The sequence below is a fragment of the Neisseria montereyensis genome (assembly GCF_024834045.1).
Lineage (GTDB): Bacteria > Pseudomonadota > Gammaproteobacteria > Burkholderiales > Neisseriaceae > Neisseria > Neisseria montereyensis.
In genome coordinates, this window is the sequence record NZ_JANUXW010000003.1 from 70,216 (window position 1) to 94,238 (window position 24,023).

The 24,023-nt window shown below is 45.8% G+C and carries 18 protein-coding genes; 10 read left to right on the forward strand and 8 right to left on the reverse strand.

Going from position 1 to position 24,023, the window contains the following annotated elements:
- Positions 1-124: 124 nt before the first annotated feature.
- The 4 genes from recB to NXS09_RS04635 all read right to left on the reverse strand — a co-directional run bounded on the left by recB (position 125) and on the right by NXS09_RS04635 (position 8,294).
- Positions 125-3,769 carry an exodeoxyribonuclease V subunit beta gene (gene recB, locus NXS09_RS04620; protein ID WP_259291394.1) on the reverse strand — a complete coding sequence of 1,215 codons (3,645 nt, stop codon included), beginning with the start codon at positions 3,767-3,769 and terminating at the stop codon, positions 125-127.
- Between the two features lie 210 nt (positions 3,770-3,979).
- Entirely contained in the window at positions 3,980-4,582 is a 603-nt protein-coding gene (locus tag NXS09_RS04625; protein ID WP_259291395.1) for a biliverdin-producing heme oxygenase, read from the reverse strand.
- Between the two features lie 92 nt (positions 4,583-4,674).
- Positions 4,675-7,167, reverse strand: a complete 2,493-nt coding sequence (locus tag NXS09_RS04630) for a TonB-dependent hemoglobin/transferrin/lactoferrin family receptor (protein WP_259291396.1) — start codon at positions 7,165-7,167, stop codon at positions 4,675-4,677.
- An 89-nt stretch (positions 7,168-7,256) separates the two neighbouring features.
- Entirely contained in the window at positions 7,257-8,294 is a 1,038-nt protein-coding gene (locus tag NXS09_RS04635; RefSeq protein ID WP_259291397.1) for a Slam-dependent surface lipoprotein, read from the reverse strand.
- A 308-nt stretch (positions 8,295-8,602) separates the two neighbouring features.
- Between NXS09_RS04635 and NXS09_RS04640 the strand changes: the two genes are divergently transcribed.
- From NXS09_RS04640 to NXS09_RS04655, 4 genes are all read left to right on the forward strand, one after another.
- Entirely contained in the window at positions 8,603-10,150 is a 1,548-nt protein-coding gene (locus NXS09_RS04640; RefSeq protein ID WP_259291398.1) for a surface lipoprotein assembly modifier, read from the forward strand.
- A 468-nt stretch (positions 10,151-10,618) separates the two neighbouring features.
- Complete coding sequence (locus NXS09_RS04645; protein ID WP_259291399.1) at positions 10,619-11,521, forward strand: Dyp-type peroxidase; 903 nt, start codon at positions 10,619-10,621, stop codon at positions 11,519-11,521.
- Between the two features lie 198 nt (positions 11,522-11,719).
- On the forward strand, positions 11,720-12,346 hold the full coding sequence (gene purN / locus NXS09_RS04650) for a phosphoribosylglycinamide formyltransferase (protein ID WP_259291638.1): 627 nt from the start codon (positions 11,720-11,722) through the stop codon (positions 12,344-12,346).
- Positions 12,347-12,368: 22 nt separating this feature from the next.
- The gene (locus NXS09_RS04655; protein WP_259291400.1) at positions 12,369-13,031 is read left to right on the forward strand and encodes a DUF3108 domain-containing protein; all 663 of its coding nucleotides are present in this window, start codon (positions 12,369-12,371) and stop codon (positions 13,029-13,031) included.
- 83 nt (positions 13,032-13,114) lie between these two features.
- On the opposite strand, the gene NXS09_RS04660 is transcribed toward NXS09_RS04655, so the two are convergent.
- Together NXS09_RS04660 and clpX are read right to left on the reverse strand one after the other, a co-directional pair.
- On the reverse strand, positions 13,115-13,663 hold the full coding sequence (locus NXS09_RS04660; protein WP_259291401.1) for an ACP-like domain-containing protein: 549 nt from the start codon (positions 13,661-13,663) through the stop codon (positions 13,115-13,117).
- Positions 13,664-13,933: 270 nt separating this feature from the next.
- Entirely contained in the window at positions 13,934-15,226 is a 1,293-nt protein-coding gene (gene clpX / locus NXS09_RS04665) for an ATP-dependent Clp protease ATP-binding subunit ClpX (protein ID WP_259291402.1), read from the reverse strand.
- Positions 15,227-15,669: 443 nt separating this feature from the next.
- Between clpX and NXS09_RS04670 the strand changes: the two genes are divergently transcribed.
- Positions 15,670-16,557 carry a serine hydrolase gene (locus NXS09_RS04670; protein WP_434803010.1) on the forward strand — a complete coding sequence of 296 codons (888 nt, stop codon included), beginning with the start codon at positions 15,670-15,672 and terminating at the stop codon, positions 16,555-16,557.
- 311 nt (positions 16,558-16,868) lie between these two features.
- Positions 16,869-18,050, forward strand: a complete 1,182-nt coding sequence (locus NXS09_RS04675; RefSeq protein ID WP_259291403.1) for an NAD(P)H-dependent flavin oxidoreductase — start codon at positions 16,869-16,871, stop codon at positions 18,048-18,050.
- 149 nt (positions 18,051-18,199) lie between these two features.
- Here NXS09_RS04675 and NXS09_RS04680 read toward each other — a convergent pair whose 3' ends face one another.
- Positions 18,200-18,886 carry a peptidoglycan DD-metalloendopeptidase family protein gene (locus NXS09_RS04680; protein WP_259291404.1) on the reverse strand — a complete coding sequence of 229 codons (687 nt, stop codon included), beginning with the start codon at positions 18,884-18,886 and terminating at the stop codon, positions 18,200-18,202.
- Between the two features lie 182 nt (positions 18,887-19,068).
- Here NXS09_RS04680 and NXS09_RS04685 point away from each other — a divergent pair, with 182 nt between their 5' ends.
- From NXS09_RS04685 to accD, 3 genes are all read left to right on the forward strand, one after another.
- Entirely contained in the window at positions 19,069-19,557 is a 489-nt protein-coding gene (locus NXS09_RS04685; protein WP_259291405.1) for an FxsA family protein, read from the forward strand.
- 198 nt (positions 19,558-19,755) lie between these two features.
- Positions 19,756-20,538 (forward strand): tryptophan synthase subunit alpha, encoded by a 783-nt coding sequence (gene trpA, locus NXS09_RS04690; protein ID WP_259291406.1) that lies wholly within the window; start codon positions 19,756-19,758, stop codon positions 20,536-20,538.
- A 283-nt stretch (positions 20,539-20,821) separates the two neighbouring features.
- Positions 20,822-21,694: an acetyl-CoA carboxylase, carboxyltransferase subunit beta gene (gene accD / locus NXS09_RS04695; protein WP_259291407.1), complete on the forward strand. Its 873-nt coding sequence runs from the start codon at positions 20,822-20,824 to the stop codon at positions 21,692-21,694.
- A gap of 93 nt (positions 21,695-21,787) precedes the next feature.
- On the opposite strand, the gene folE2 is transcribed toward accD, so the two are convergent.
- Positions 21,788-22,561 carry a GTP cyclohydrolase FolE2 gene (gene folE2, locus NXS09_RS04700; RefSeq protein ID WP_259291408.1) on the reverse strand — a complete coding sequence of 258 codons (774 nt, stop codon included), beginning with the start codon at positions 22,559-22,561 and terminating at the stop codon, positions 21,788-21,790.
- 230 nt (positions 22,562-22,791) lie between these two features.
- Between folE2 and NXS09_RS04705 the strand changes: the two genes are divergently transcribed.
- Positions 22,792-23,955: a trans-sulfuration enzyme family protein gene (locus NXS09_RS04705; protein ID WP_259291409.1), complete on the forward strand. Its 1,164-nt coding sequence runs from the start codon at positions 22,792-22,794 to the stop codon at positions 23,953-23,955.
- Positions 23,956-24,023: the final 68 nt, after the last annotated feature.

Below are 24,023 nucleotides of genomic sequence, written 5' to 3' on the forward strand. Positions count from 1 at the left end.
ATTTAAATAAACCAAGATAAAGGCCGTCTGAAAAGGTTTCAGACGGCCTTCATGCTATTGAGGTTACCGTGTGTAATCAGCGCCTATATTGATTTGTAGAGGCGGATTGAAATACCCGCCCGTATCACGACGACGGCACCCATGCCGACAGCCAATCGCTATCGATATCCCAAGACCAAATACCATTGCCGCTGCCGTCTAATCCGCGCAAAAACAGATAGCGCACGGAAATACGGGGCAGGGCTTGGCCGCGCGATTGGAAATGGCGGGCGACGGCAATGGCATAAATGAGCGCCTGTAAATAATAATGGTGGTGGGCAACGGCTTCGTCCATCGCTTCGGGGGTGTAGTCGGCGGCGTTGTAACCCAAATGGTTGGATTTATAGTCGATAACGGTAACGAGGCCGTCTGAATCTTGGCAGGTCATATCGATAAAGCCGTTTAAAAAGCCTTTCACATCTTGAAAATCGAGCAGTTGCGAGGCTTGGATACAGGCTGCCGATAAACCGGTTCGGGCATCGGCAAACCATGCCTGCAAGGGTTTGAGGGGGAAATCGTTTAAATATAATGTAAAGCCCATTTCGGCCAAACGGCGCTCGGGCGGTATCACGGCCAAGCTATTTTGGCTGCGGTTGCCTAACGGGGTGAGGCGGGTATGGTCGAGCATATTTTCTACGGCGGGCAGCCATATCGGGTCAAAGCCGTAGCGGTCGAGCACATGGGAAACGGTTTCGTGTTGCTCGGCGGCAGGCGCGGCGAAATCAAAGTTTTCTAAAATTTCATGCAAACAGATACCGGCTTCGGCACCCTTTGGAAAATGATAGATATCGTTACCGTCGGTGGGTTCGGCCGTCTGAAAGTCGGGTAAATCCGCCATCCCGCTTTCGGCGGCATCAATGGCCGGTTGCAATTCTTCGCGGGCATCGTCGTTGCGGCTGAGGGTGTGGCGGCTCAGGCCGGTAAAGCTGGTGTGGCGGATGAGTTCAAACGAACGCGGCGGAATGGCGAGCGCCTGATAGTGGCCGTCTGAAGCATGGCCGTTAGTATAAACGGCTGTTTGGGGCGGTGTTTCGAGAAAGGCAAAGCTTGCGGCTTGCGGCGATGCTTCAAGAAAACGCTGCCAATTTGTTCTGAGTGTGGCCATTTCGGCGGCGGCTTTGCCGGTTTTTTTGGCGGTGGCATAAATTTCTTCGGCCTGACTGCGGTTTGTGTCGGGGCTTCCGGCCAGCAGATAGGCGAAGGTGTTGAAACGGGTATCGTTGCAATAGCCGGCATAGATAACCAATTGCTCTTCGGCGCGGGTGAGCGCTACATAAAGCAGGCGCAGGCTTTCGCTGAGGTTTTCGTCGGCAATCTCGTCGTTGTCGCTATCGCTGCGCTGATGTTCGGCCAATAATTCGGTGTGCCCGTCGCGGTGGATAATCTGCCAGCCGTCGTTGCGTCTGGCGGGGGCATCCCACACAAACGGGCAGTATACCAACGGATATTGCAAACCTTTGGCTGCGTGCATGGTTACGATTTTGACGAGGTTTTCATCGCTTTCCAATCTGAGCAGGTTACTGTCGCCCGCTGCGCCGCCTTCGTGTGCCGTCTGAATTTCTGTGAGCAGCCATTGGTGCAGGGCGGCTGGGCTGCGGCTTTGTTCGTCTTCTTCCGCCAGCCTTTCGATGATTTGATGGTAGTTGGTGAGGCTGCGTTCGTTATGTTGTGCTAATAGGTGCGTTTCAATGCCGTGTTGTGCGGAAAAATACTGCATAGCAGCATAAACGCCGGATTGCTGCCAGATATCGGCGGCGGTTTGGGCGGAGGCTATCCATGCCAATAAGGCGGCTTCGTCATGGTTGAGGGCATACAGTTCGGCGGCGGTTTGGCGGAACAATACGCCGCTGAGAACGAACCTTAAAGGCTCGGTACGCTGCGGTTGCAGCCAGAAACCGATAAGGGCGGCTATGGCTTCGGCTTCGGGCGAAGCAAAAACCGATTCGCGGTGGAGCAAAACGCTTTGGATACGGCGTTTTTTCAATTCGGTCGCAATCATGCTGCCTTCATTGTGGGTGCGTACCAATACGGCAATCTGCCCGGATTGAATCGGCACGGCATCACTGTTGCCGTTTTTGCGATAGGTGAGGCGGTTGGCTGCCGCTTCGTTGAGGGCGTGGGCGATTTCGTCGGCGCAATAGGCGGCGGCGCGTTGGCGCAGCATGTTTTTATTGGCGGAATCGTCTTCGGCCTGATTGATCCAGCGTATTCTTATCGGCGCTTCGGTATCGTTCAGACGGCCTGTTTCCCGGTTGGCTTTTACATCGGTATAGCCGATGCCGTTTAATACGAAAGGCTGGTTTTTTTGTTGGAATATGGCGCCGATACCGTGAATTAAATCGGCATGGCTGCGGAAGTTGGTGTCTAGGGTATAGTGGGCATCAGCATCGCGGGCGGCCTGCAGATAGGCATAAATATCGGCACCGCGAAAGCTATAAATCGCCTGTTTGGGGTCGCCGACCAAAAACAAAGGGTTGCCCTGCCGGATAAACAGACGGCTGAAAATTTCGTATTGCAGCGGGTCGGTATCTTGGAATTCGTCGATGAGTGCGGTTTTCCAATTCGCGGCAACGGTTTGCGCCAATTGCTCGCGCTTTGGGCTTTGGGTGAGGGCGTGGTGGACATCCAATAATAAATCGTCGAAATTGCGTTCGCGGCGGTTTTGTTTGTCTTCGCCTAATGCGGTGCGCACATATTCAAGCAAATCAAGATGTAGTGCGGTGAGTGCGTCTTGTTCGCTTTGTTCGTATTTGTGAATGGCTTCGCCCAAAAGCGCCAGATGGTTTAAGCTTTGGTATGCTTCATCGCTAACCGCTTTACCTTTTTTGGTTTTTTCGGTTAGCGCCTGAGTGGCAAGCATGGGTAGTTTTTCATGATACGACGGTATCGTATCGCTTGCATCGGCTTTTTGCAGGTTGGCAAACAGTTTTTCAAATGTGTTTTTGCGGTAGCTGTTGCCGTTTAAGGCGGGGTGTATGCGCCAAAAGGTTTCGGTATATTCCGCCAGCTTGGGTCGGGTGGTTTGCCAGATGGTTTGCAGCGCTGCATATTCTGTTGCTAAATCTACTTTAGGCCGTCTGAATTCGAGATAGGGGCGGCCGATAAAGGTTCGGATATGGTTTAAAGCGGTTTGCGGCGTTTCATGGTGTTTGAATACCAAGGGCGCGAGAATAGGGCTTTCGGCAACTTTCTGGCGCCAAAAATCTTGCGCGGCAATCAGCATGCGTTCGTGGGTTTCTTCGGAAAGTGTCAAATCAAAAGGTACTTGGCAGAGAAAGGCATAATCGCGCAGCAGCCTTTGGCAGAAGCCGTGTATGGTATAGATGGCGGCATTGTCAAACCTACTGATGGCGGCTTTCAGGCGCACAATCAGCCGCTGCCGGCTTTCTTGTGCCAATGCTTTTTGCAGCAGTTCCAGCAGAAACGCATCCCCCTCATGATGCTCGGCGCAATAATCACGCAGGCCGTCTGAACCGCCTGCGTCATCTGTTTTTTCCAATGCCAATAAAACATTATCCAAACGCGCCCGCAAACGGTTTTTCAATTCGGCAGTGGCCGCTTTGGTAAAGGTAACCACCAACACGCTTTCTACCGACATTTTTTCCAGCACAATCAGGCGGGTGAATAATGCGGCGATGCCGTAGGTTTTGCCGGTGCCGGCGGAGGCTTCCACAAGGTTGGTGCCTTCAATCGGCACATTGAGGGGATGGAAAGGTTGCATGTGCTGCATGGTTTTGAAAGGCCGTCTGAAAAGGTTGGAAAGGAAATGCGGTGTGATAAGGTATATGTTACTGCCGTTATCAAATCAAGTGATTTTATCCGAGTATGTGATTATAAACCACTTCAGACGGCCTAATGTGTGATTGAGTGGATATAGAAGCGCATAAACAAAAAGCCGTCTGAAAAAGATTCAGACGGCCTTGATGATTCGTATTTAACTTTATTTAGCAGGTGCTTCTGCGCCTTCAGGCAAACCGAAGATTTCGCGCAAGATCACTTTATAAAAAGCAAACGCTTCTTTGGCGCCTTCGATGGCTTCGTCTTGAGCGGCTTTATCCAAACCGAGTTGGTTTAAATAGCCGACAAATTCGCGCCAGTGTTGACCGCGGCCGTCGGGATGGGGTGCCAGATGGCGGGCGCCGTTTTCTTCGTTAAAGTTTAATTTTTTCGCATCTTTAAACAAGAATGCCGCGCCCAGATTGGAACCTTCGGCGCAATAAAGCCAGCCGATGGCTTTATTGCCGGTGGGGTGGGGCAATTCGCCAGAGAATTGATAAGGCTCGCTGTCTAAATCTTTCAAATCTTCTACAACGGCATCGTGGCGCGCCATATAAGCCAATTGCGGGATGGCTTTGTTTAAGGCTTCGTCTTTATAAATGCTGTCGACGATTTTATGAAACACGGATTGCAATTTTAAAAATTTAATATAATTTTCATTGTTTGAAAACGGTTCGACCGACATCACTAAATTATCAACACTGTCGTGAGTGGTGCGGTTTTCCTCTTTTAAACGTTGTGCAAACGTTTTTGTTTCTTCAGTCATTTTGTTTTCCTTTTTAAATTGGGGCTTGGGATTTTGAGTCAGGTTTCCAACTCAAAATCCCAAGCCGGCATATTTGCAAGGGCGCTATCTAATCAGAATTTAGCCTCGATTGTCAAGCCGTAGCTACGTCCGGGTGCGGCAAAACGTTGGATACCTATATGAGAACAAGAGGCATGTTGCGGGCCATTACCGGTATTACAGTCATCTACGCGGTTAACGGTACCGAATTCGCGAATACTGCGTAAGCTGTCCCAAGTGTAGTATTTTTTATCAAACAAGTTGAAAATACCGCCGCGGATGGTAACGTTTTTACCAATCATGTAGTGACCGAGCAAATCCACCAAGAAGTAGTTATTGCCATGTCTTGCATACGGCCACGGATTGTTTTGGTCGTCATCATTGTGAATGGTGTCTTTCGGTTTTTTGCGTGAGGTATAGCTTAAGTTGGTTCGCAAGCTCCAGCGGTTTTCCGGCTGTACATAACCGAGGCCGACTACCGCGCCGAAAGGTGCCAAGGCATTAATCGGGGTTTTTCTGCCGTCTTCATGTTTAGCTTTGCCTTTCAGATAGCTGGCAGACCAATTCATAAAGAAGCCTCTCGGTAAACCGACACTATCAAGATTCCAATCACCGGATAATTCCACCCCGTTGATGGTGGCTTCATCACGGTTTACGTTTTGCCAAGTCGGTGCGCTGTAACCGCGTGATTCCCATTGTTGGGTATTGTAATTCCACTGTTCACCACTACGTTGGCCGAGGTAGGCGAAGTCGATAAAGTCTTTATAGCGGGTATGGAAGCCGGATAGTAAGAAATTACCCCAATCGCCTCTGTTGCTAATACCTAATTCGTAGTTATGCGCTTTTTCGGCTTTTAAGTTGGTGTTAGCCAAAACGGTCATATCCGGATGAGGGAAAGTAAACCACATTTCATCGGTTGTCGGTGCACGGAAACCGGTGGAGTATTTGGTTAGTAAAGTCCAACCGGGTGCAAAGCGCCAGTCGAAGCTTAACGCATAGCTGGTGGCGCCGAATTTGGCTTTGGCATCATCCAAACCTTTTTGGCGCATGGCATTGATAAAGTCTTCATTAGGCAGGGTTTTATTGTCTACCCAGTCGTGACGGATACCGGCGCCGATGCGGAAATTGTTGATATTGAAGCTATTGTTCCAGAAAACGTGTTTTTTCTTGCTTTCGGCTTCCAATAAAAACTCTTGGGTTGCACGGCTACTTTTCTCAAAAGTGGGGTCGAACACATTCACAAACACGGTGTAATGGTCGTTTGTGTTGGTGTTTTTATTAATACCGCCCCCGTAGCTCATGCTCCATGCAACATTGCCCAATTCCAGGCTTTTGTCTGCTTTGGCTGAGAATTGTTTGGTATCTTGGTTCAAACGGCGGAAGGTTTGATAGATCTCGGAGTTAATACCCCGTGCAGTCATATCGGTCGGCACATCCCATGTGAAGGTGCTCATTTGGATTTTTTGCTTGTCGTAGCTCACTGTGAGTTTATCCCACGGGCCGGACAGCAATTGGTTTTCATAGGCGATGCCGGTACGTTTCAGATAAGTAATATCATTACGTTTACGATAATCTACACCCACATTGCCTTGCCAGTCGGCAACCAATAAATTGGAAAGTTCGTTGGTAATTCTATCTTCCCGTTTATCTTCATAGGTATAGTACAGATAGTTGTAATCGTTAAAGTGATAGCCTAATTTAAATAAAGTACTTTTTCCTTTATAGCTTTGGGGATCCGGCTGGCTGCGGAACCTACCGGCCGAACCAAAGTAACCCGTATTATTGGTTTGAGGGTTATAGACATTATCATTTTCAAAACGTACATTATGGTCTTGGCCGTCGTTATTGCTTTCGGTTTCATGACCATGACGGCGGGTATAGACGAAACGGGCGTCAAAACCCTTAAAATAGGCGGCCACATCGGTGCTGCCCATTTTTTCACCGTTGCGTCCGGTATAACCACCTTTTACGCCGACATATAAAGGATTATCGGCATCAACCACATCGCGGGGGGATTTGGTGGTGTATTCTACCGCACCGCCTAAGGCGCCGCTGCCGGAAGTGATGGAGTCGGCACCTTTGCGGATGCTCACTGCCGATATATTTTCTAATTCGGCTGCATTTCTATTGGCATTGAAGTTACCATAAGCACCGAATAATTCTTGGAAACCACCAGAGGATCGGCTTTCGGCTTGAGCCAAACCGTCCACATTAATGGCCACACGGTCTTTATCCACGCCGCGGATGGCAAAGCCGTTGGTACTGCCCCTGCCGCCTTCTACAATGGATACCGCCGGATCATAGCGCACCATATCGCGCACATCTTGAACTAAGTTTTCATCTAATTCTTCGCGTTTGGTTTTGGCTTCACCCAGCTTGGAAGGTGCTCTTCTTGCCCTTACTCTAACGGCATCAAGGTTTACCTGCCCGTTGGGTTCCGGTGCGGCAGATGTTTCTGTTGCTGCGGTTTCCGTTGTCGTGGTTTCTGCGGCTTCGTCTGCTGCGTATGCCGGAAACGCACTAATAATCAGAAATGAAATCAAGCCTAATCTGAATGGAGCTTTCATTTATTCTTATCCCTTTTTTATCGATTTAAAATTCTCAAACGTATAATTTATAAAGGCCGTCTGAAAGATAGGTTATAGGTGTCGGTTTTTTATTCTAAAGGTGTTAAATCCGTACCTTTATATTCGGCATCGACGGCCTGCCGTTTTCCGCCAAATACGGTATCTAAATTTTTATTACCATCGAATTTAACGATACCGCCGATAGAGCCACCGGCATATTCACTAATGTCATTACTCCACCAAGATGTAGAGTGGGCACCATAAAATGCACCGTCAACCGCGCCTGTTGCATTGCCGGAACGTGCGCTTCCGCTAAAGCGGTTGCCCTGTACATTGACATCCTGCATTACCACCGAATCACCAAAGTTTTCATTACCTAAGATTTCACCACCGAGTTTGCCGGTATTGAAGTTGACAGTGATTTTTGAAGCAACGGAAGGAATATCGGTTCTTATATTTTGAGTGCCTGTATAAGTAGAGCTGACAACCTGATCACCTTTGGTACGGAGGCCCCAAACATGATAAGTGGCTTTGCCTTTGAGTCCGTTAACTTCAGGTGCGGAGCCGCCCTGCATATAGGCCGGATCAGCCGCTTTACCGCCTACAAATAAATGGCTTTCACCGGTAGGGGAAATCCAAGCACCAAAGTGAAGTTGGTTGCGTAAATCAATGGCCGGTAGATATGTACTAGTAGATTCGCCGCAACATGCAAAAAATTTACCGCCGTCTGCAGTGTTTTGCATATCGTGTACGGTGCGGACGGTTTTATCCGGCGTGGAAAAACCGGGCAGCATCGGCTCGCTGAAGCTATTGAATTGGTAATATTTACCGTCGGGCGTTTTGTAAACATAAGTGTCGTTAGGTGTGTCTCTAAGCGAACCGTCCCAAGATGGCTCTTTTGTCGTCACTACATACTTTTCAACCGCACCGCCATTGTTGGTAATGCTCACAAAGCTTTTGTTATCGTCATGTTCTTTAACATTGTCGGCGGTAATGTCTAAAGATTCCAAAACAGGCCATTCTGCCAATACTTTGGGCGGTTCTACACTGCCGCCGCCTGCGCAGGCTGCCAATAAAATAGGCAGTGCCAATGTCGGATAAAGACGTTTGAAAGATGTATTTGCCATAAGGTACTCCAAATTTAAAAAATATATACAGCGTAAATAAAAGATAAAAACATTAAATTATTAATATAAATAGATTAATTAATATCTATGGTTATATTTAATATGAATGTTAATAATTGTAAATTAGTTTTTGGCGGTTTTATATTATTTTTAAATTAAATCAATAATTTATATAAATATAGCCTGTTTCAATATCATAACTTTTGTTATCAATGATATTTGTTCTTTTTATCATTTATGAACTATACTCTGAAAATTAAGTTTATTACAAATATTTTTTATTATTTTTTTACAAGTAAGTTATATATATGTTCAAAAAGTTAACATTTATGCCTGTTTTGTTGGGTTCTGTATCGTTTTATGCATATGGGGCAGACACGCCGGAAAGTTTGATTACCGATGAAATTAAGCAGGAACGTCCTGCCGTACGGGCGCAACAGCAGCCGTGGCTCGAACAATTGGCCAAGCCGTCTGAAGAGCCTGTTAAAACCAATATAAATCAGCAGAATAAGATCAATACCTTAACGAATGAAGATTTGCTGAAAAATCCCCAATTGCTTCAGCGATTAATGATAGAGGCATTAAACAGTAATAATCCACATTTGCTGTCGTCATTAACCATTGCTTACAGACAATATCCTCAAGCCGATCCGGTTTTATTGGCGCGCGCGGAAGGGATGTTGGCACGTTATGAAGGGGATTATGGAAAAGCCGTTCAGATTTATTCGAAATTGCATGAAAGCCAGCCGGAAAATACGCGCATTACCTTGGATACGGCCGCTATTTTGCAGGAAGACAAACAGTGGAAAGAGGCCGATAGCTTATTTGCGGAAGTGGAAAGTGTGCCCGGCCTGCCGACGGAAGTGGGCAATAATATCCGTCTTTACCGCGAACAAAATAAGGCTGCAAACCGTTGGCAAGTTGATGCCGGCGGGAGTTTTACCCGAGATAAAAATATTAATGATGTGGCGCCCCGCTATTGCCTGCCTTTGGGATGTATCGAACAACAGCCTGAGGATGCGGTCGGCCTGAATTATTTTGTTTCCGTGGATAAAAGCACGCCGATAAAAGGCAATCATAATCTGTTGTTTCGCGGCTATATGAGCGGTGTGAGTTATTATTTTGATAAAAAATCGGAATATGATAATGCGTTCGGGCGGGCTTATTTGGGTTGGCAATATCAAAATGCCCGCAGTAGTTTGAATATTCTGCCTTTTTATCAGTGGCAGCTTGCGGGTACGGACGAGTTTTCTGATAAACCCACGAAAAATCATACGTTTGATATGAGTATGCTGGCACATGCAACTGGCGTTCAGACGGCCTTTTCCCATCAGATTACCCCACGTTTGCAATCTTATGCTTCTGCCGAAACTTATCAGCAGAATTATCGGGAAGATGGCAGGGCATTGCGTAACGACGGTAGGTATTACAGCCTATTCGGTTCGTTGGCCTACCGCCTAACCCCGCAGCACACAGTGTTCGGCGGCGTGGGTGTCGGTGTGTTCAAGCCTAAAAATAAAATAGTCGGTAACCGTGTGAATAATACCGGTAATACCCGCCACAGCTTTAATGTCGGTTGGCTTGCCGATTGGCAGAAGTTGGGTGGGTTGAATACCCGTTTACAGGTTTACCGTACCAATAGGCGCTATCGCGGGCAGGCATTAAATACTGATTTTGAATGGGAACGTCAGTTTAATAAAGAAACAACTTATATTTTCTCGCTGTCTCATCCTAAAATCTCAATCGGCACGTTTATGCCGAAACTGACATGGGAGCGGCGCCGGACAAGTAGTACGCATAAATGGGCGGATCGTAAGCAGAATAGGTTGTTTGTGGAAATTGAAAAAAACTTTTAACCTTGCTTTGGCGGGTAAGTTTTTCCTAAAAAGAAAATCTACATAAATTGCTGAATATAGTTTGCAGCAAAGATAAAAAAACCAAATGAACAGTTTGGTTTTTTTTAATGTATTTTGCCTAAGTTAATGCGGTAAAATAATTTCAGCATATCAGTTTTATATAAAAATGAATTTTCAATAATGTTAAATTAATAAGTTTTTTATAATATATTGGCTAAATATTAATGATTAAATAATATATATTCCTTGAATTATTTTAATTGATTTTGGCCTGATTTTATATAGGTTTTTAGTTTTTTGATTGTGTTGATTAAATATTAATATACTAAATCAGGAAATGATGGGAATCAGGTTGTTCTGTTGTTTGAGATAATAAGGAAAATACTTAAATTATTTAAAATGTTAATAATGCGTTATAATAACTGAAAACACTACCATAATTTACAACTAAATTAAAAAGGAACACTCATGAAACCACAAACAGCTATTGAACCGGATAGCATTAAGGCTGCTATTTTTATCGAAGCCGATATTCGCAACGGCCAAACGGCGCAGATTCAGACGGCCTGCCGCAAGAGCCTTGATGCCTTGGAAAAATTACAACAAAAATATCCTGATGCACTACTTGGGTTGACCATTGCTTTCGGTAGCAGCTTTTGGAAAAGCTTGAATCATCCCGAAGAGGGTGGTGAAATCAAGCCTTTTAGGCCGTTGGGTAATGGTTTGGCACCGGCTACCCAGCATGATTTGATGTTTCATATCCAATCGTTGCGCCACGATGTGAATTTTTCATTGGGTATGGAAGTATTGGCGGCATTCGGCGACAGTATTCAGATTCATAACGAAACCCACGGCTTCCGTTGGGTTGAAGATCGCGGGTTGGATGGTTTTGTAGACGGTACCGAAAACCCGAAAGGTGATGATATTTTGGCGGTCGGCACTATTCCGCAAGGCAAGCCCGATGCGGGGGGCAGTTATGTATTGTTGCAAAAATACCGCCATGATTTAAACAAATGGGGTAAAGTTTCGCTTGCCGATCAGGAAGCTGCCGTCGGCCGTAGTAAAGAGGCCAATGAGGAATTCAGCAAAGATGTACGCCTGCCCGATTCGCATTTGGGGCGCGTGAATATTAAAGAAAACGGTGTCGGTTTGGATATCGTCCGCCGCAGCTTGCCGTATGGCACAATATCGGGCGAGCATGGTTTGATGTTTATTGCCTATTGCGGCACGCTCTATAATATCGAAACCCAGCTTTTGAATATGTTTGGAGAAAAAGACGGTAAAACCGATTTGCTGTTGAAACATCTCTCTACCGCTGTTTCAGGTGCTTATTATTACGCGCCGCCGGTTGAACGTTTGCAAAACCTTTAATATAATTTCTATATTAAAACAGGCCGTCTGAAAAAGCTTTCAGACGGCCTGTTTTAATATTTGGTACAATAGCGGTGAAGAAATTTTATAACACTATGTGTTGTTCTATCGGTAGCGTATAGCGTTTATTTACGGTTATCCGGTAGTTTTATATCATAGTTAAGGTAGTTATCGATTTATTATTAGGCCGTCTGAATGATGAAAAACATTGTTATCCTGATATCCGGCAGAGGCAGCAATATGCAGGCTATTGTAGAAGCCGCCATTCCCGATATCCATATTGCCGCCGTATTGAGCAACAATGAGCATGCCGCCGGTTTGGCATGGGCTGCGGAACGCGGCATCGCTACCGATAGTCTGAATCATAAGGGCTTCGGCAGCCGTCTTGAATTTGATCAGGCGATGATGGAAAAAATCGATGCCTACCAACCTGATTTGGTGGTACTGGCCGGCTTTATGCGTATTCTTACTCCGGAGTTTTGCCGCCGTTATGAAGGGCGTTTGATTAATATCCATCCTTCGCTATTGCCGGCTTTTACCGGATTGCACACACACGAGCGGGCTATCGAAGCAGGTTGCCGTATTGCAGGGTGTACCATTCATTTTGTTACCCCCGAATTGGATTGCGGCCCTGTGATTGCACAAGGTGCCGTGCCTGTATTTGATGATGATACGGCCGATACATTGGCTGCCCGCGTTTTAAAAGTGGAACATCAATTGTTTCCGCAGGCGGTAGCCGATTTTGCGGCGGGCCGTCTGAAAATAGTCGGAAACCGTGTTGTCCGCTCACCTTCGGCCAAGTTGGAATCACAACTTTTGGCCTGATTTCCGAGAAAGGAATCTTAATATGAAAACCGTTCGTTTTTCTTTGTTGGCACTTGCTTTGAGTGCACCGACTTTTGCAGCAGAGCTGCCTCAGTCGGCAGAACTCCATTATTCAGGCAACTGGGGTGTTCCTGCCGTGATGACGTTTAACCGCAGTGGCAATAATTATAAAATCACTTCAAATATTAAAGTGCCGTTATACAGTATTCGTTTTGAATCCGGCGGGAATATTGCCGGAAACCGTTTGATTCCGTCTTATTATAAAGATGTGCGCAAAGGCAAAACTTATGCTGAAGCCCGTTTTGGCGGTGGTAAAGTAACTTACGGCAAAACAGGCGAACAAAATACCGAAGCGATGACCGGCCCTACAATGGATTTATTTACCTTGGCGTGGCAGCTTGCCGCCAATGATGCCAAACTGCCTGCCGGCCTGCGTATTACCAATGGTAAAAAGATTTATAAGGTTAGCGGTTTGAACCGTACAGGTGGCGGCCAATATAAAATCGGCAGCGGCTCTACGCCGATTAATAAATATTCCCTCAAGCGCGGCGATAAAATCATCAATTATGCGTTTGCTCCCGATTTTTATAATATCCCCGCCCAAATCAGTTATACCGATGATGGCAAAACCTATAATCTCAAACTGACCAGTGTGAAAATTAACGGTCGGGAAATGAAACCTTAGTTTGGTTCGGGTTATTGATCAATAGAAAAAAGGACTTGTAAAACAAGTCCTTTTTTATTTTTTATCGGCTTTTTGATGCCGGTTTATTTCTTGGCGGCTCTGGCCAATCTTGCCGTGCCGGCTTTATCCAACATGCACATGCGGGTTACGATTTGGGAAACCTGCATTTGTTGGCCGTTTACGGTTTGCATAACTTCTTGGGTCAGCATATTGCCGTTTACTTTATCAACATTGGCAGCATTGGCTTTATCGGTCGCCCAAGTTATATTTTCACCTACGAATACATTCATATCGTTATTATCGATAACGCGGAATAAGCCCGGGGAAGTTTTATTTTGGTATTTCACTTGGGCCACCACAACTTCACCGTCTTTCAAACCATACATAACAGTCAGAGGGTTTTGACCGTTGTTACCGCATTTGTAGGCCACTTCTTTGGTGCTGTCGATAGAATCAACTTGTACGGTGCGCGGTGCTGCCTGTTGAGGTTGCTGTTGGGATTGTTGAGATGCAGCGGGGGTAGTCGCAGCAGCTTGTGTAGAAGGGGTGCTGTCCGAGCCGGTCATACCGCATGCACTTAACATACCGGCCATAGCAAGCGCCGGAACGATGGTTTTTAAATTCATTTTCATAAGTTACTCCGTTGGAAGTGATTCAATTGCGAAATGCAAGAATGGTGTATTGGTCAACCTTAACAGATAAAAAGTTCCTTGTCCGTATCAAAGTACTTCAAAAAGCGGTGCCGGCATAAATAGGCGGGCAAATCACTTATATCTTTTTGATTTATATTTTCTTATTTGGCATGAAAAAACAATTCAAATCAGGTAAAAATAAAATAAGGCCGTCTGAAAAAAACTTAATCTGCTTTCAGGCGGCCTTGATTATGCCAAGATTAAAAATGGTTATGCGGCCGGTTTTTTATCGCCGGCTTCGGCCTGTGCCTGATATTCGCTGCCGTCGGCCAACAACAGTTTCGGCTGTTCGCCTTTTTCAATCACATTTTCATTAATCACGACTTTTTTCACTTCTTTTAAATCCGGCAGCATATACATGGTTTCAAGCAGGCTGCGTTCGACAATCGAGCGTAAGCCGCGTGCGCCGGTTTTGCGCTCCATAGCCTGTTTGGCAATGCTGTGTAGGGCGGAGGGCAATACTTCTAATTCCACACCTTCCATAGCAAACAAGGCTTGATATTGTTTGATTAAAGCGTTTTTAGGTTCGGTGAGAATATTGATTAATGCTTCTTCGTCTAATTCTGCCAATGTGGCAATCACGGGCAGGCGGCCGATAAGTTCGGGAATCAGGCCGAATTTAATCAAATCTTCCGGCTCGACTGTTTCAAATAAGGCACTTATATCGGCATTTTCATCTTTGCTGCTGACAACGGCGCCAAAGCCGATGCCGCCTTTTTCGGTACGTTGGCGGATGACTTTTTCCAAACCTGCAAACGCACCGCCGCAGATAAATAGGATATTGGTGGTGTCGACATTAATAAATTCTTGATTCGGGTGTTTGCGCCCGCCTTGCGGGGGAACGGAAGCGACGGTGCCCTCTACCAGTTTCAACAAGGCTTGCTGAACGCCTTCGCCGGATACGTCGCGGGTAATCGAAGGGTTGTCGCTTTTGCGGGATATTTTGTCAATTTCGTCTATATAAACGATACCGCGCTGTGCTTTTTCAACGTCGAAATCGCATTTGCCCAGTAGTTTGGTAATAATCTGTTCGACATCTTCACCCACATAACCGGCTTCGGTGAGGGTGGTGGCATCGGCCATCACAAACGGTACGTCTAATTTACGCGCCAACGATTGCGCCAAGAGTGTTTTACCCGAACCGGTGGGGCCGATTAATAAAATATTACTTTTGGAAAGCTCTACGCTGCCACTGCTTTTCGGATGGCGCAAACGCTTATAATGGTTATATACGGCCACTGCCAAAGCTTTTTTCGCTTGCTCTTGGCCGATAACGTGATCATTCAGATTGGCAACAATCTCGGCAGGGGTAGGTAGTTTTTCGAGTGTGCCGTTTTCATTTTCTTCATCGGAAAAGTCGGCGTCATCGTGTTGGCTGTGAAGCATAATGCCGCAAGTTTCGACACATTCGTTGCAGATAAAGGCATGTTCGCCTTCAATTAGGTTTTGTACTTCGTGCTCGGGCTTGCCGCAAAACGAGCAGAAACGTTTTTCGTCAGACATATTTATATTTTCTTTTTGAATCATTTATCAATTTAAAGCAGGTTTAAACCTGCATAACCTTTTAGTATAATGAGTATCGGCCTGTTTATCAAACCGATACATTGCGGTTGAGTATAACAGGCGTTATTCAGACGGCCTTCATTTTGCAGAAAATAACCGCTATTGTGCGGCATAAGATGCAAACTAATGAAAAATATACGCTAATTTACTTTACAAGCGGATACTGTTTAATGAATAATCATAGCAGTTCGCATTAAGCGTAACGTCATAAAACACGGAAGGTAGTATCCGGAAACGTCCGGCGGGCATAATTTTAATATTTTAAAGCCCCGTACCTGTCTGTATTTTTTCATTTTTTTAACACTTGCGGATAATAAACAGAAAGATACTTTATGATGAATTTTAGTAAAAAAATTGCAGCAGCTTGTTTGAGCCTCGGATTGATGACTTTTGCGATTCCTGCATCAGCCGATGATTTAGACGTGCTTGGCCAGTTTTTAGAACAGAACTTCCCGGTAGAAAGCGATCCTTTAGACGCTTTTGCGGTTATGAATTCGGATAATCAGTTGGAAGCGCAAGCGGCCTATGCAGGGCCGTTATTGGCATCTCAATCCGCCTTGATTGTCAACAATAAAACCGGCGAAGTATTGTTTCAAAAAAACTCTAATCGGGTAATGCCGATTGCTTCCATTTCCAAATTGATGTCTGCGATGGTTTTGTTGGACGCTCATCTGGATATGAATGAGAACATTACCATTACGGAAGCGGAAATCGACCGCTTGAAAGGCACCAGCAGCCGTTTGAGTATCGGAACAACCCTGCCGCGCAGCGAGTTACTCCATCTGAGCCTGATGAGTAGTGAAAACCGTGCCACCCATGCCTTGGGACGGAGCTACCCCGGCGGGATGTCGGCTTTTGTGGCGGCAATGAACCGCAAAGCACAAAGCTTGGGTATGACCAACAGCCGTTTTTATGAGCCGACAGGTTTGGATTTCCGTAATGTATCCACTGCGGTTGATTTAAGCAAAATGGTTCAGGCCGCCAGCAAATATCCGGAAATCCGCCGTAACACTACATCGAATTATGGTTCTGTTTATACCAAAAGAGGCCGTCAGCGTTATAAAAACAGCAATGCTTTAGTTCGTGAAGGCAATTGGAATATCGAGCTTCAAAAAACGGGTTATATCCGTGAATCAGGCCGTTCTATGGTTGTGAAAGCAAACGTACAAAATCAGCCTGTAACCATCGTTTTACTCAATTCGCCGTCTTCGTTGAGCAGGGTTAACGATGCCCGTAAAATCGAATCTTGGATGTTGCAAAGACGCTCTTAATGGTTACTTTGTTAATCATATAATGGGTGTTTTTACCAAAAGCCGTCTGAAATGGGTTCAGACGGCTTTTTAAATATATAACTAAAATATTGTTTTTTATGAAATTTTAAAAATTTACAAGTATTATCAATAAAATTAACTATAGTTTTACTCTAATTTTTTATAAACTTAGAGTATAATTACTAAACTATAAAGCACACATGAGGCTTTCAACTGCATCTGCTCTTATTAAGACATAGATGTTTTAAAGAGTATTTTTTTAAGTATGAGGCGGTTAGGAAACCGGACATCTACAAGAGAAGGAAATTTTAATGCAACACAACTTTAACCCGTTAGTCATCCGTGGCAAATCTTTAATTCCGATTGTGCAAGGCGGTATGGGTGTCGGTGTTTCTGCTTCCAAACTTTCCAGCGCGGTAGCGCGTGAAAACGGTATCGGTACCATTGCCAGTGTGGATTTACGCCACTTGCATGATGATTTGCTTGCCGAATCCAAAGTGAACCCGACCGAAGAAAAATATTGCAAACTCAATCATATTGCGTTGGATCGTGAGATTCAGGCTGCGAGAGCCAACACCGAAGGCAAAGGCATGATTGCGGTGAATGTGATGAAAGCGGTAAAAGACCATCAGGCTTTGGTTCGCCAAGCGTGTGAATCGGGTGCTGATGCGATTGTGATGGGTGCAGGCCTACCGTTGGATTTACCGGAAATGACCGAAGGCTATCATAAAGATGTTGCATTGCTGCCGATTTTATCGGAATCGCGCGGTATTAATATTGTTTTAAAACGTTGGATGAAAAAAGGTATTTTACCCGATGCCATTGTTATCGAGCACCCTGCCCATGCAGCCGGACACTTGGGTGCGATGACGGTTGACGGTGTGAACGATGAAAAATTCGAATTCAAACGTGTGATTGAAGAAACCTTTGAAGTGTTTAAAAAACTTGGTTTGGAAAGCGAAAAAATTCCATTGGTTTTAGCAGGCGGTATGGCTAACTTTGAAAAAATTACCACGGCATTGAAAACTTGGGGTGCTTCCGCTGTACAAATCGGCACGGCATTTGCCGTGACGGAAGAGGGTGATGCCCATTTGAATTTCAAGAAAACTTTGGCCGGTGCGCCGACCGAGCAAGTGGTTGAGTTTATGTCGGTAGCCGGACTGCCGGCGCGTGGTGTCCGCACTAAGTTTTTGGATAACTACATTAAACGCGAAGCCAAATTGCAGGCCAATGCCAAAGCGGATCCGCGCCGTTGTACCCAAGGCATTAACTGCCTTTCCGTGTGCGGATTGAGAGACGGTTTGGAAAAAGTCGGTCAGTTCTGTATCGATATCCAATTGGCCGCCGCATGGCGTGGCGAAGTGGATAAAGGCTTGTTCTTCCGTGGAAAGGATCCGCTGCCGTTTGGTTATTCGATTCGCTCGGTACATGAAACCATACAATATTTATTGCATGGCCATATTGTGGAAAACCTGCAATTACAGGCAGGTTAATGGCGAACAACTGAATAACAAGGCCGTCTGAAAATCCTATTCAGACGGCCTTTTATTAATAGAAAAGTTTTCGATAAGATAATATCAAATCAAGCCGTCTGAAACTTTTCAGACGGCTTGATTGATGAAGAATGAAAGAAAGTTGGATATCAATTTAAATAAGGCGTTGGGTTCACGGCTTTACCGTTAATGCGGACTTCAAAATGCAATTTCACCCGATCGGTGTCGCTGCTGCCCATAGTGGCAATGGTTTGACCGGCTTTTACGGTTTGACCTTTTTTCACTAAAAAAGTATCGTTGTGGGCATAAGCCGTGAGTGTGCTGCTGTTGTGGCTGATTAAAATCAGTTTGCCGTAGCCGCGCAAGCCCTCGGCGGCATAGAGCACTTTACCGTCGGCAGCGGCTCTGACGGGTGTGCCGCGTACACCGCCGATATCAATGCCTTTGTTTGACGTGCCGTTATATGTTTTAATAATATTGGCTTTGCCATTGTCTATTGGCCATTGCATATGCAGCCGGTTGGTTGGTGCAACCGTACGCGCCGAGCGGGTGCGGGAAGTGGAAGATGTTGAGGACGAAGAGCCGGAGCGGACACGCAAAACCTGACCGACTTCTATTTTTGACGGATCTCTCAGGTTGTTCCATGCCGCCAATGTTTTCGTGCTTTGCCCGAAACGTAAACCGATACGATAAAGGTTGTCGCCACGTTGTACACGGTAATATCCGTCGGGTACGGGACCGTTGGCCGGGGTGCCGGCACAAGCTGTCAATATGGTTAAAGAAACAAGGAAACCGTATTTTTTAAGGGCGGTATAAAAGGGGATTTGTATATTCATGGCCGTAAGGATAACAAATTTTTCCCTTGCCATGACATATTCGGACAGATTTTGCCTCGGTGCTTTACTTTTTTTTACGACCTGAGTTTTACCCGTTTTGACAACCATCAAGCTTGAAAGTAGTGGCGCTTAGCTCTATTTTAGCGGTTCGGATAACAATTAATACTATCAAGGAAAACATTATGCGTTTTTTCGGTATCGGGTTTTTGGTACTGTTGTTTTTAGAAATTATGTCTATCGTATGGGTAGCCGATTTTATAGGAGGTACGGCAACGCTTGGTTTGATGATTCTCAGTTTTATCGGCGGCATGCTGATGTTGCGGCATACCGGCCTTTCCGGTGTGTTTTTGGCAGGAGCGGCGATTCGTTCGGGCGAACAAATTTCCATGTATGAAATGCTATGGCCGATACGTTATGCAGTGGCAGCGCTTTTATTCATGAGTCCGGGTTTTGTTTCCTTGCTGATTGGATTGATTTTATTGTTACCTTTTAAAGGCAAGCCTATTGCTACGATGCAGCAGCAGACCTTTGGCGGCAGCCGTGATGAAAATCCTTTTACCAGGCAGCGTACACGGAGTAATGATAATGACGATATTATCGAGGGTGAATACACGGTAACAACGCCGTCTGAAAAAGACAAACAAAACTATATCGAACACAAGCCCGATTAATAAGCAGATAATACTCGGTTTTTTATCAAGGCCGTCTGAATTTTCAGACGGCCTAAACATTGTCAAATGTATAAGGGAAATAGTTCCGGTCTGTTATGTGTAAATTATCGTTCGGCGTGAATCCAAGAAATGTTATACTTAACAACTTATGCAATACGGAGCAACCCGAACACTTGTTCGGGCACAATAAATTATTATATGAGTAGAATTCAGCAGATTTTCAGCAAACAGGGCGATAACAAGGCTCTGATTCCCTATATTACCGTCGGCGATCCCGATATCCGAACCACATTGGCGTTAATGCATAGCATGGCAGCAAACGGTGCCGATATTATTGAGTTGGGCGTGCCTTTTTCCGACCCGATGGCAGACGGCCCTACCATACAACGTGCTGCGGAACGTGCTTTAGCCAAAGGCGTGTCATTGAGCGATGTACTGGATTTGGTGAAAGCATTTCGGGAAACCAACCAAACAACGCCGGTTATTTTGATGGGTTATCTCAATCCCGTACACAAAATGGGCTATGTTGAGTTCGCACAACGGGCGGCAGCAGCAGGCGTTGACGGTGTGTTAACCGTTGACTCGCCCGTGGAAACCATTTCCCCGTTATACAAAGCCTTAAAAGCCAATGGTTTGGACTGTATTTTTTTGATTGCACCGACAACCGATGAAGAACGGATGGCGGCAATCGGCAAATTGGCAAGCGGCTTTGTTTATTATGTTTCACTGAAGGGCGTCACCGGTGCGGCTTCGTTAAATACGGACGAAGTTGCCGCCAAGCTGGCGGTTTTGCGCCGCCATATCCAAGTGCCCATCGGTGTCGGTTTTGGTATTTCGGACGCTGATAGCGCGCGTAAAGTGGCTGCGGTGGCCGATGCGGTGATTATCGGTAGCCGCATAGTGAAAGAAATCGAAAACCATCCCGGTCAGGAGGCGCAAGCCGTCGGCACATTGGTAGCTACGCTGAAAGCCGCTATTTAAAAGCCATTTCAGGATATAAAACAGAATGGTGAAGTAAAAATAGCAGTTGCCAATCCGGTTGTTGCTGGCTTATATTGGCGACCATATTTCAAAAATACATGTTCTGGTTATCTTATGGTGATTATCCGTATCCTATTAATTTAATGATAATGACTTAATATTTTCGGTTTTGTGAAATATGCCGTATTGAATAATATTGAGCCCAAACAAACCGCTGAATGTATGAATATACACAGCCATAGACGGCAAGATAAGCCGTCTGAAAACAATAAAGGAGCTTTCAATGAGCTGGTTAGATAAAATCCTTCCCCCAAAAATCAAACGTGAAGACAAAAACGAATCTACTGTTCCGGAAGGATTATGGTACAAATGCCCCAATTGTTCCGCCACGCTTTATACAACCGATTTGCAGCAGAATCAACAGGTTTGCCCGAAGTGCGGCTATCATAATCCTTTATCGGCCCGCGAACGGATTCATTTGCTACTTGATGAAGAAGGGCACGAAGAAATCGGTGCTAACGTTAAACCGGTGGATATCCTGAAGTTTAAAGACACTAAAAAATATCCCGATCGGCTTTCTGCAGCGCGTAAAGCAACCGGTGAAGACGATGCTTTGGTGGTGATAAAAGGTACGATGAACGGTTTGCCCGTTGTGGTTGCTTCTTTTGAATTCCGCTTTATCGGTGGTTCTATGGGTTCTGTTGTGGGTGAGCGTTTTGTCGAAGGTGTGCGCCGTGCCGCTGCCGATAATTGTTCGTTTATTTGCGTGGCTGCTTCCGGTGGCGCCCGTATGCAGGAAGGTTTGAGTTCTTTGATGCAGATGACCAAAACCAGCGCATCTTTGCATTTGCTTTCCGAGAAAAACTTGCCGTTTATCTCGGTTTTAACCGATCCGACGATGGGTGGCGTATCGGCCAGCTTCGCATTTTTGGGCGATATTGTGTTGGCAGAGCCGAAAGCATTAATCGGGTTTGCCGGCCCGCGCGTGATTGAGCAAACCGTACGCGAAACCTTGCCCGAAGGCTTCCAACGTGCTGAGTTCTTATTGGAAAAGGGTGCGATTGATCAGATTGTCGACCGCCGTGAAATGAAAACCCGTATTAGCAATTTGATTGCTTTGCTGCGTCGTCAGGAAGCGGTTACCTTGCCGGTATAATTTATAAAATAAAAACAAGGCCGTCTGAATTTCAGACGGCCTTGTTTTTATGGGAAAAGTGATATTGGTTATTCAACCTAATACAATACTTCTTTAAGGATGTGCGATATAGGCATAAGCGGAATGATTGTGTATGGATTCGAAGTTTTCACTTTCGACAATAAATCCGTGTATACGTTTATCGGCCAATAAACGGGTGGCAACATCGCGTACCATATCTTCGACGAACTTGGGGTTTTCGTAGGCTTGTTCGGTCACGAATTTTTCATCGGGGCGTTTGAGCAGGCCGTAAAGCTGGCAGGAGGCTTGCGATTCCACACAATCAATTACTTCTTCGATGCCGATTTCGCTGCTGCAAGTGAGCGTAACGGTAACGTGAGAGCGTTGGTTGTGGGCGCCGTATTGTGAAATTTCTTTGGAACACGGGCACAAGCTGGTAACAGGTACAAGTACTTTGAGCGTATGGCTGTATTCGCCGTTTTTAATTTCACCGGTAAGGGTGACATCATAATCGAGTAGGGATTGGATGCCCGAAACCGGTGCGGCTTTTTTACGGAAAAACGGAAACGATATGCTGATTTTGCCGGAATGCGAATCCAACAAAGTTGTCATTTCATTCGTGAGTGTTTGTAGGCGGTCGAAAGATAAGGCTTCGGTTTGCTTTTCCATGAGTGCGACAAAGCGCGACATGTGCGTGCCTTTTTGTTCGGCAGGCAGATAGACGGTCATGGTTAGGCGGGCGACGGTGTGTTGCCGGCCTTCTGCAGTGTCTAAGGTAATGGGAAAACGTAAGTCTTTAATGCCGACCTGATTAATCGGCAGGTTGCGTAAATCGCGGGTGGATTGCACGTCTGCAATGGCGTTCATGCGGTAGATTTCCTTTGCATCTAAAAGGCTGAGAGCCTTTATGTGTGGGTGTCGGCTAAAAATACAAGGCCGTTTGGAACGGTTTTTTCAGACGGCCTGAGTGTCGTCTGTAACCATCTGTTTTTCATTTTAGCGGTTAATTATATCACTTGGATTTCTGCACAACATTGATTGTTTCTATTTTTTAGATAGTGATAAAATTTCTTTTCGTCCACTTGAAAGGTTTTGCCATGAAATTTGCTACCGAAGCGATCCATAGCAGCTACAATCCAGATGAACATAACCGTGCGATTATGCCGCCGATTTATCAGAATAGTATGTTTCGGCTTAAATCCATCGGCGAGAATGTGCCGTTTCGTTATGCACGTTTGAGCAATCCGACCCGTAAAGTATTGGAAGATACGGTTGCGGCCTTGGAGCATGGTGCGGCAGGGTTTGCCTTTAGCAGCGGTATGGCCGGTATTGATTGCGTATACCGTGCTTTTCTGCGACCGGGCGATACCATTATCGCCGTGAGCGATATTTATGGCGGCAGCTACGATTTACTCACCGAAGTTTATGCCCAATGGGGCGTGAATGTGGTGTTTGCCGATTTAACCGATGCCAATAATTTTGATAAGGTTTTGGCGGAAAACAGCAATGTGAAAATGCTGTGGTTGGAAACGCCGTCTAATCCTTTGTTGCGGTTGGTCAATATTGCTGCATTGGCGGAAAAAGCCAAGGCGGCCGGCGTGTTGGTGGGCATGGATAATACGTTTGCTTCGCCTTATCTGCAAAACCCGCTTGATATGGGCTGCGATATTGTGTTTCATTCGGCAACCAAATATCTATGCGGGCATTCCGATGTATTGATGGGTGTAGTGGTGGTAAAAAGCGAAGCTTTGGCCAAACCGATGCGTTCGATGATGGTGAATACCGGCGGTGTGGCGGGACCGATGGATTGTGCTTTGGTGTTGCGCGGCATTAAAACCTTGGCATTGCGCATGCAGCGGCATTGTGAAAACGCTTTGGAATTGGCAAGGCGTTTGGAACAACATCCTGCCGTTGACAAAGTATTCTATCCGGGCCTGCCGTCGCATGAGCACCATGAATTGGCCAAACGGCAGATGCGCGGTTTCGGTGGTGTGGTAACGATTTGGTTGAAAAATGACACAAAAGAAGCGGCAAACAGCGTGATTCAAAACCTGAACATTGTTCAGATGGCCTCCAGCTTGGGCGGCGTGGAAAGTTTGGTAAACCATTGCTACTCGCAATCGCATAGCGGCGTACCGCACGAAGTTAAAACGGCTGCCGGCATTAAAGTGGGTTTATTGCGGTTTTCAGTGGGGGTGGAAGATATTGAAGATATCTGGGCAGACGTATCTGTCGCTTTAGAGGTATCTTTAACTTCATAGGCCGTCTGAAAGGTTTGGAGTAATCATAAAACATGATGTTATTAAATATTAAAAAAGGGCGGATACCG

Bases quoted from the DNA above. Each gene is read 5' to 3' on its own strand.
- recB (WP_259291394.1), bottom strand. From the start codon at position 3,769: ATGCAGCACATGCAACCTTTCCATCCCCTCAATGTGCCGATTGAAGGC.
- NXS09_RS04625 (WP_259291395.1), bottom strand. From the start codon at position 4,582: ATGACTGAAGAAACAAAAACGTTTGCACAACGTTTAAAAGAGGAAAAC.
- NXS09_RS04630 (WP_259291396.1), bottom strand. From the start codon at position 7,167: ATGAAAGCTCCATTCAGATTAGGCTTGATTTCATTTCTGATTATTAGT.
- NXS09_RS04635 (WP_259291397.1), bottom strand. From the start codon at position 8,294: ATGGCAAATACATCTTTCAAACGTCTTTATCCGACATTGGCACTGCCT.
- NXS09_RS04640 (WP_259291398.1), top strand. From the start codon at position 8,603: ATGTTCAAAAAGTTAACATTTATGCCTGTTTTGTTGGGTTCTGTATCG.
- NXS09_RS04645 (WP_259291399.1), top strand. From the start codon at position 10,619: ATGAAACCACAAACAGCTATTGAACCGGATAGCATTAAGGCTGCTATT.
- purN (WP_259291638.1), top strand. From the start codon at position 11,720: ATGAAAAACATTGTTATCCTGATATCCGGCAGAGGCAGCAATATGCAG.
- NXS09_RS04655 (WP_259291400.1), top strand. From the start codon at position 12,369: ATGAAAACCGTTCGTTTTTCTTTGTTGGCACTTGCTTTGAGTGCACCG.
- NXS09_RS04660 (WP_259291401.1), bottom strand. From the start codon at position 13,663: ATGAAAATGAATTTAAAAACCATCGTTCCGGCGCTTGCTATGGCCGGT.
- clpX (WP_259291402.1), bottom strand. From the start codon at position 15,226: ATGTCTGACGAAAAACGTTTCTGCTCGTTTTGCGGCAAGCCCGAGCAC.
- NXS09_RS04670 (WP_434803010.1), top strand. From the start codon at position 15,670: ATGACTTTTGCGATTCCTGCATCAGCCGATGATTTAGACGTGCTTGGC.
- NXS09_RS04675 (WP_259291403.1), top strand. From the start codon at position 16,869: ATGCAACACAACTTTAACCCGTTAGTCATCCGTGGCAAATCTTTAATT.
- NXS09_RS04680 (WP_259291404.1), bottom strand. From the start codon at position 18,886: ATGAATATACAAATCCCCTTTTATACCGCCCTTAAAAAATACGGTTTC.
- NXS09_RS04685 (WP_259291405.1), top strand. From the start codon at position 19,069: ATGCGTTTTTTCGGTATCGGGTTTTTGGTACTGTTGTTTTTAGAAATT.
- trpA (WP_259291406.1), top strand. From the start codon at position 19,756: ATGAGTAGAATTCAGCAGATTTTCAGCAAACAGGGCGATAACAAGGCT.
- accD (WP_259291407.1), top strand. From the start codon at position 20,822: ATGAGCTGGTTAGATAAAATCCTTCCCCCAAAAATCAAACGTGAAGAC.
- folE2 (WP_259291408.1), bottom strand. From the start codon at position 22,561: ATGAACGCCATTGCAGACGTGCAATCCACCCGCGATTTACGCAACCTG.
- NXS09_RS04705 (WP_259291409.1), top strand. From the start codon at position 22,792: ATGAAATTTGCTACCGAAGCGATCCATAGCAGCTACAATCCAGATGAA.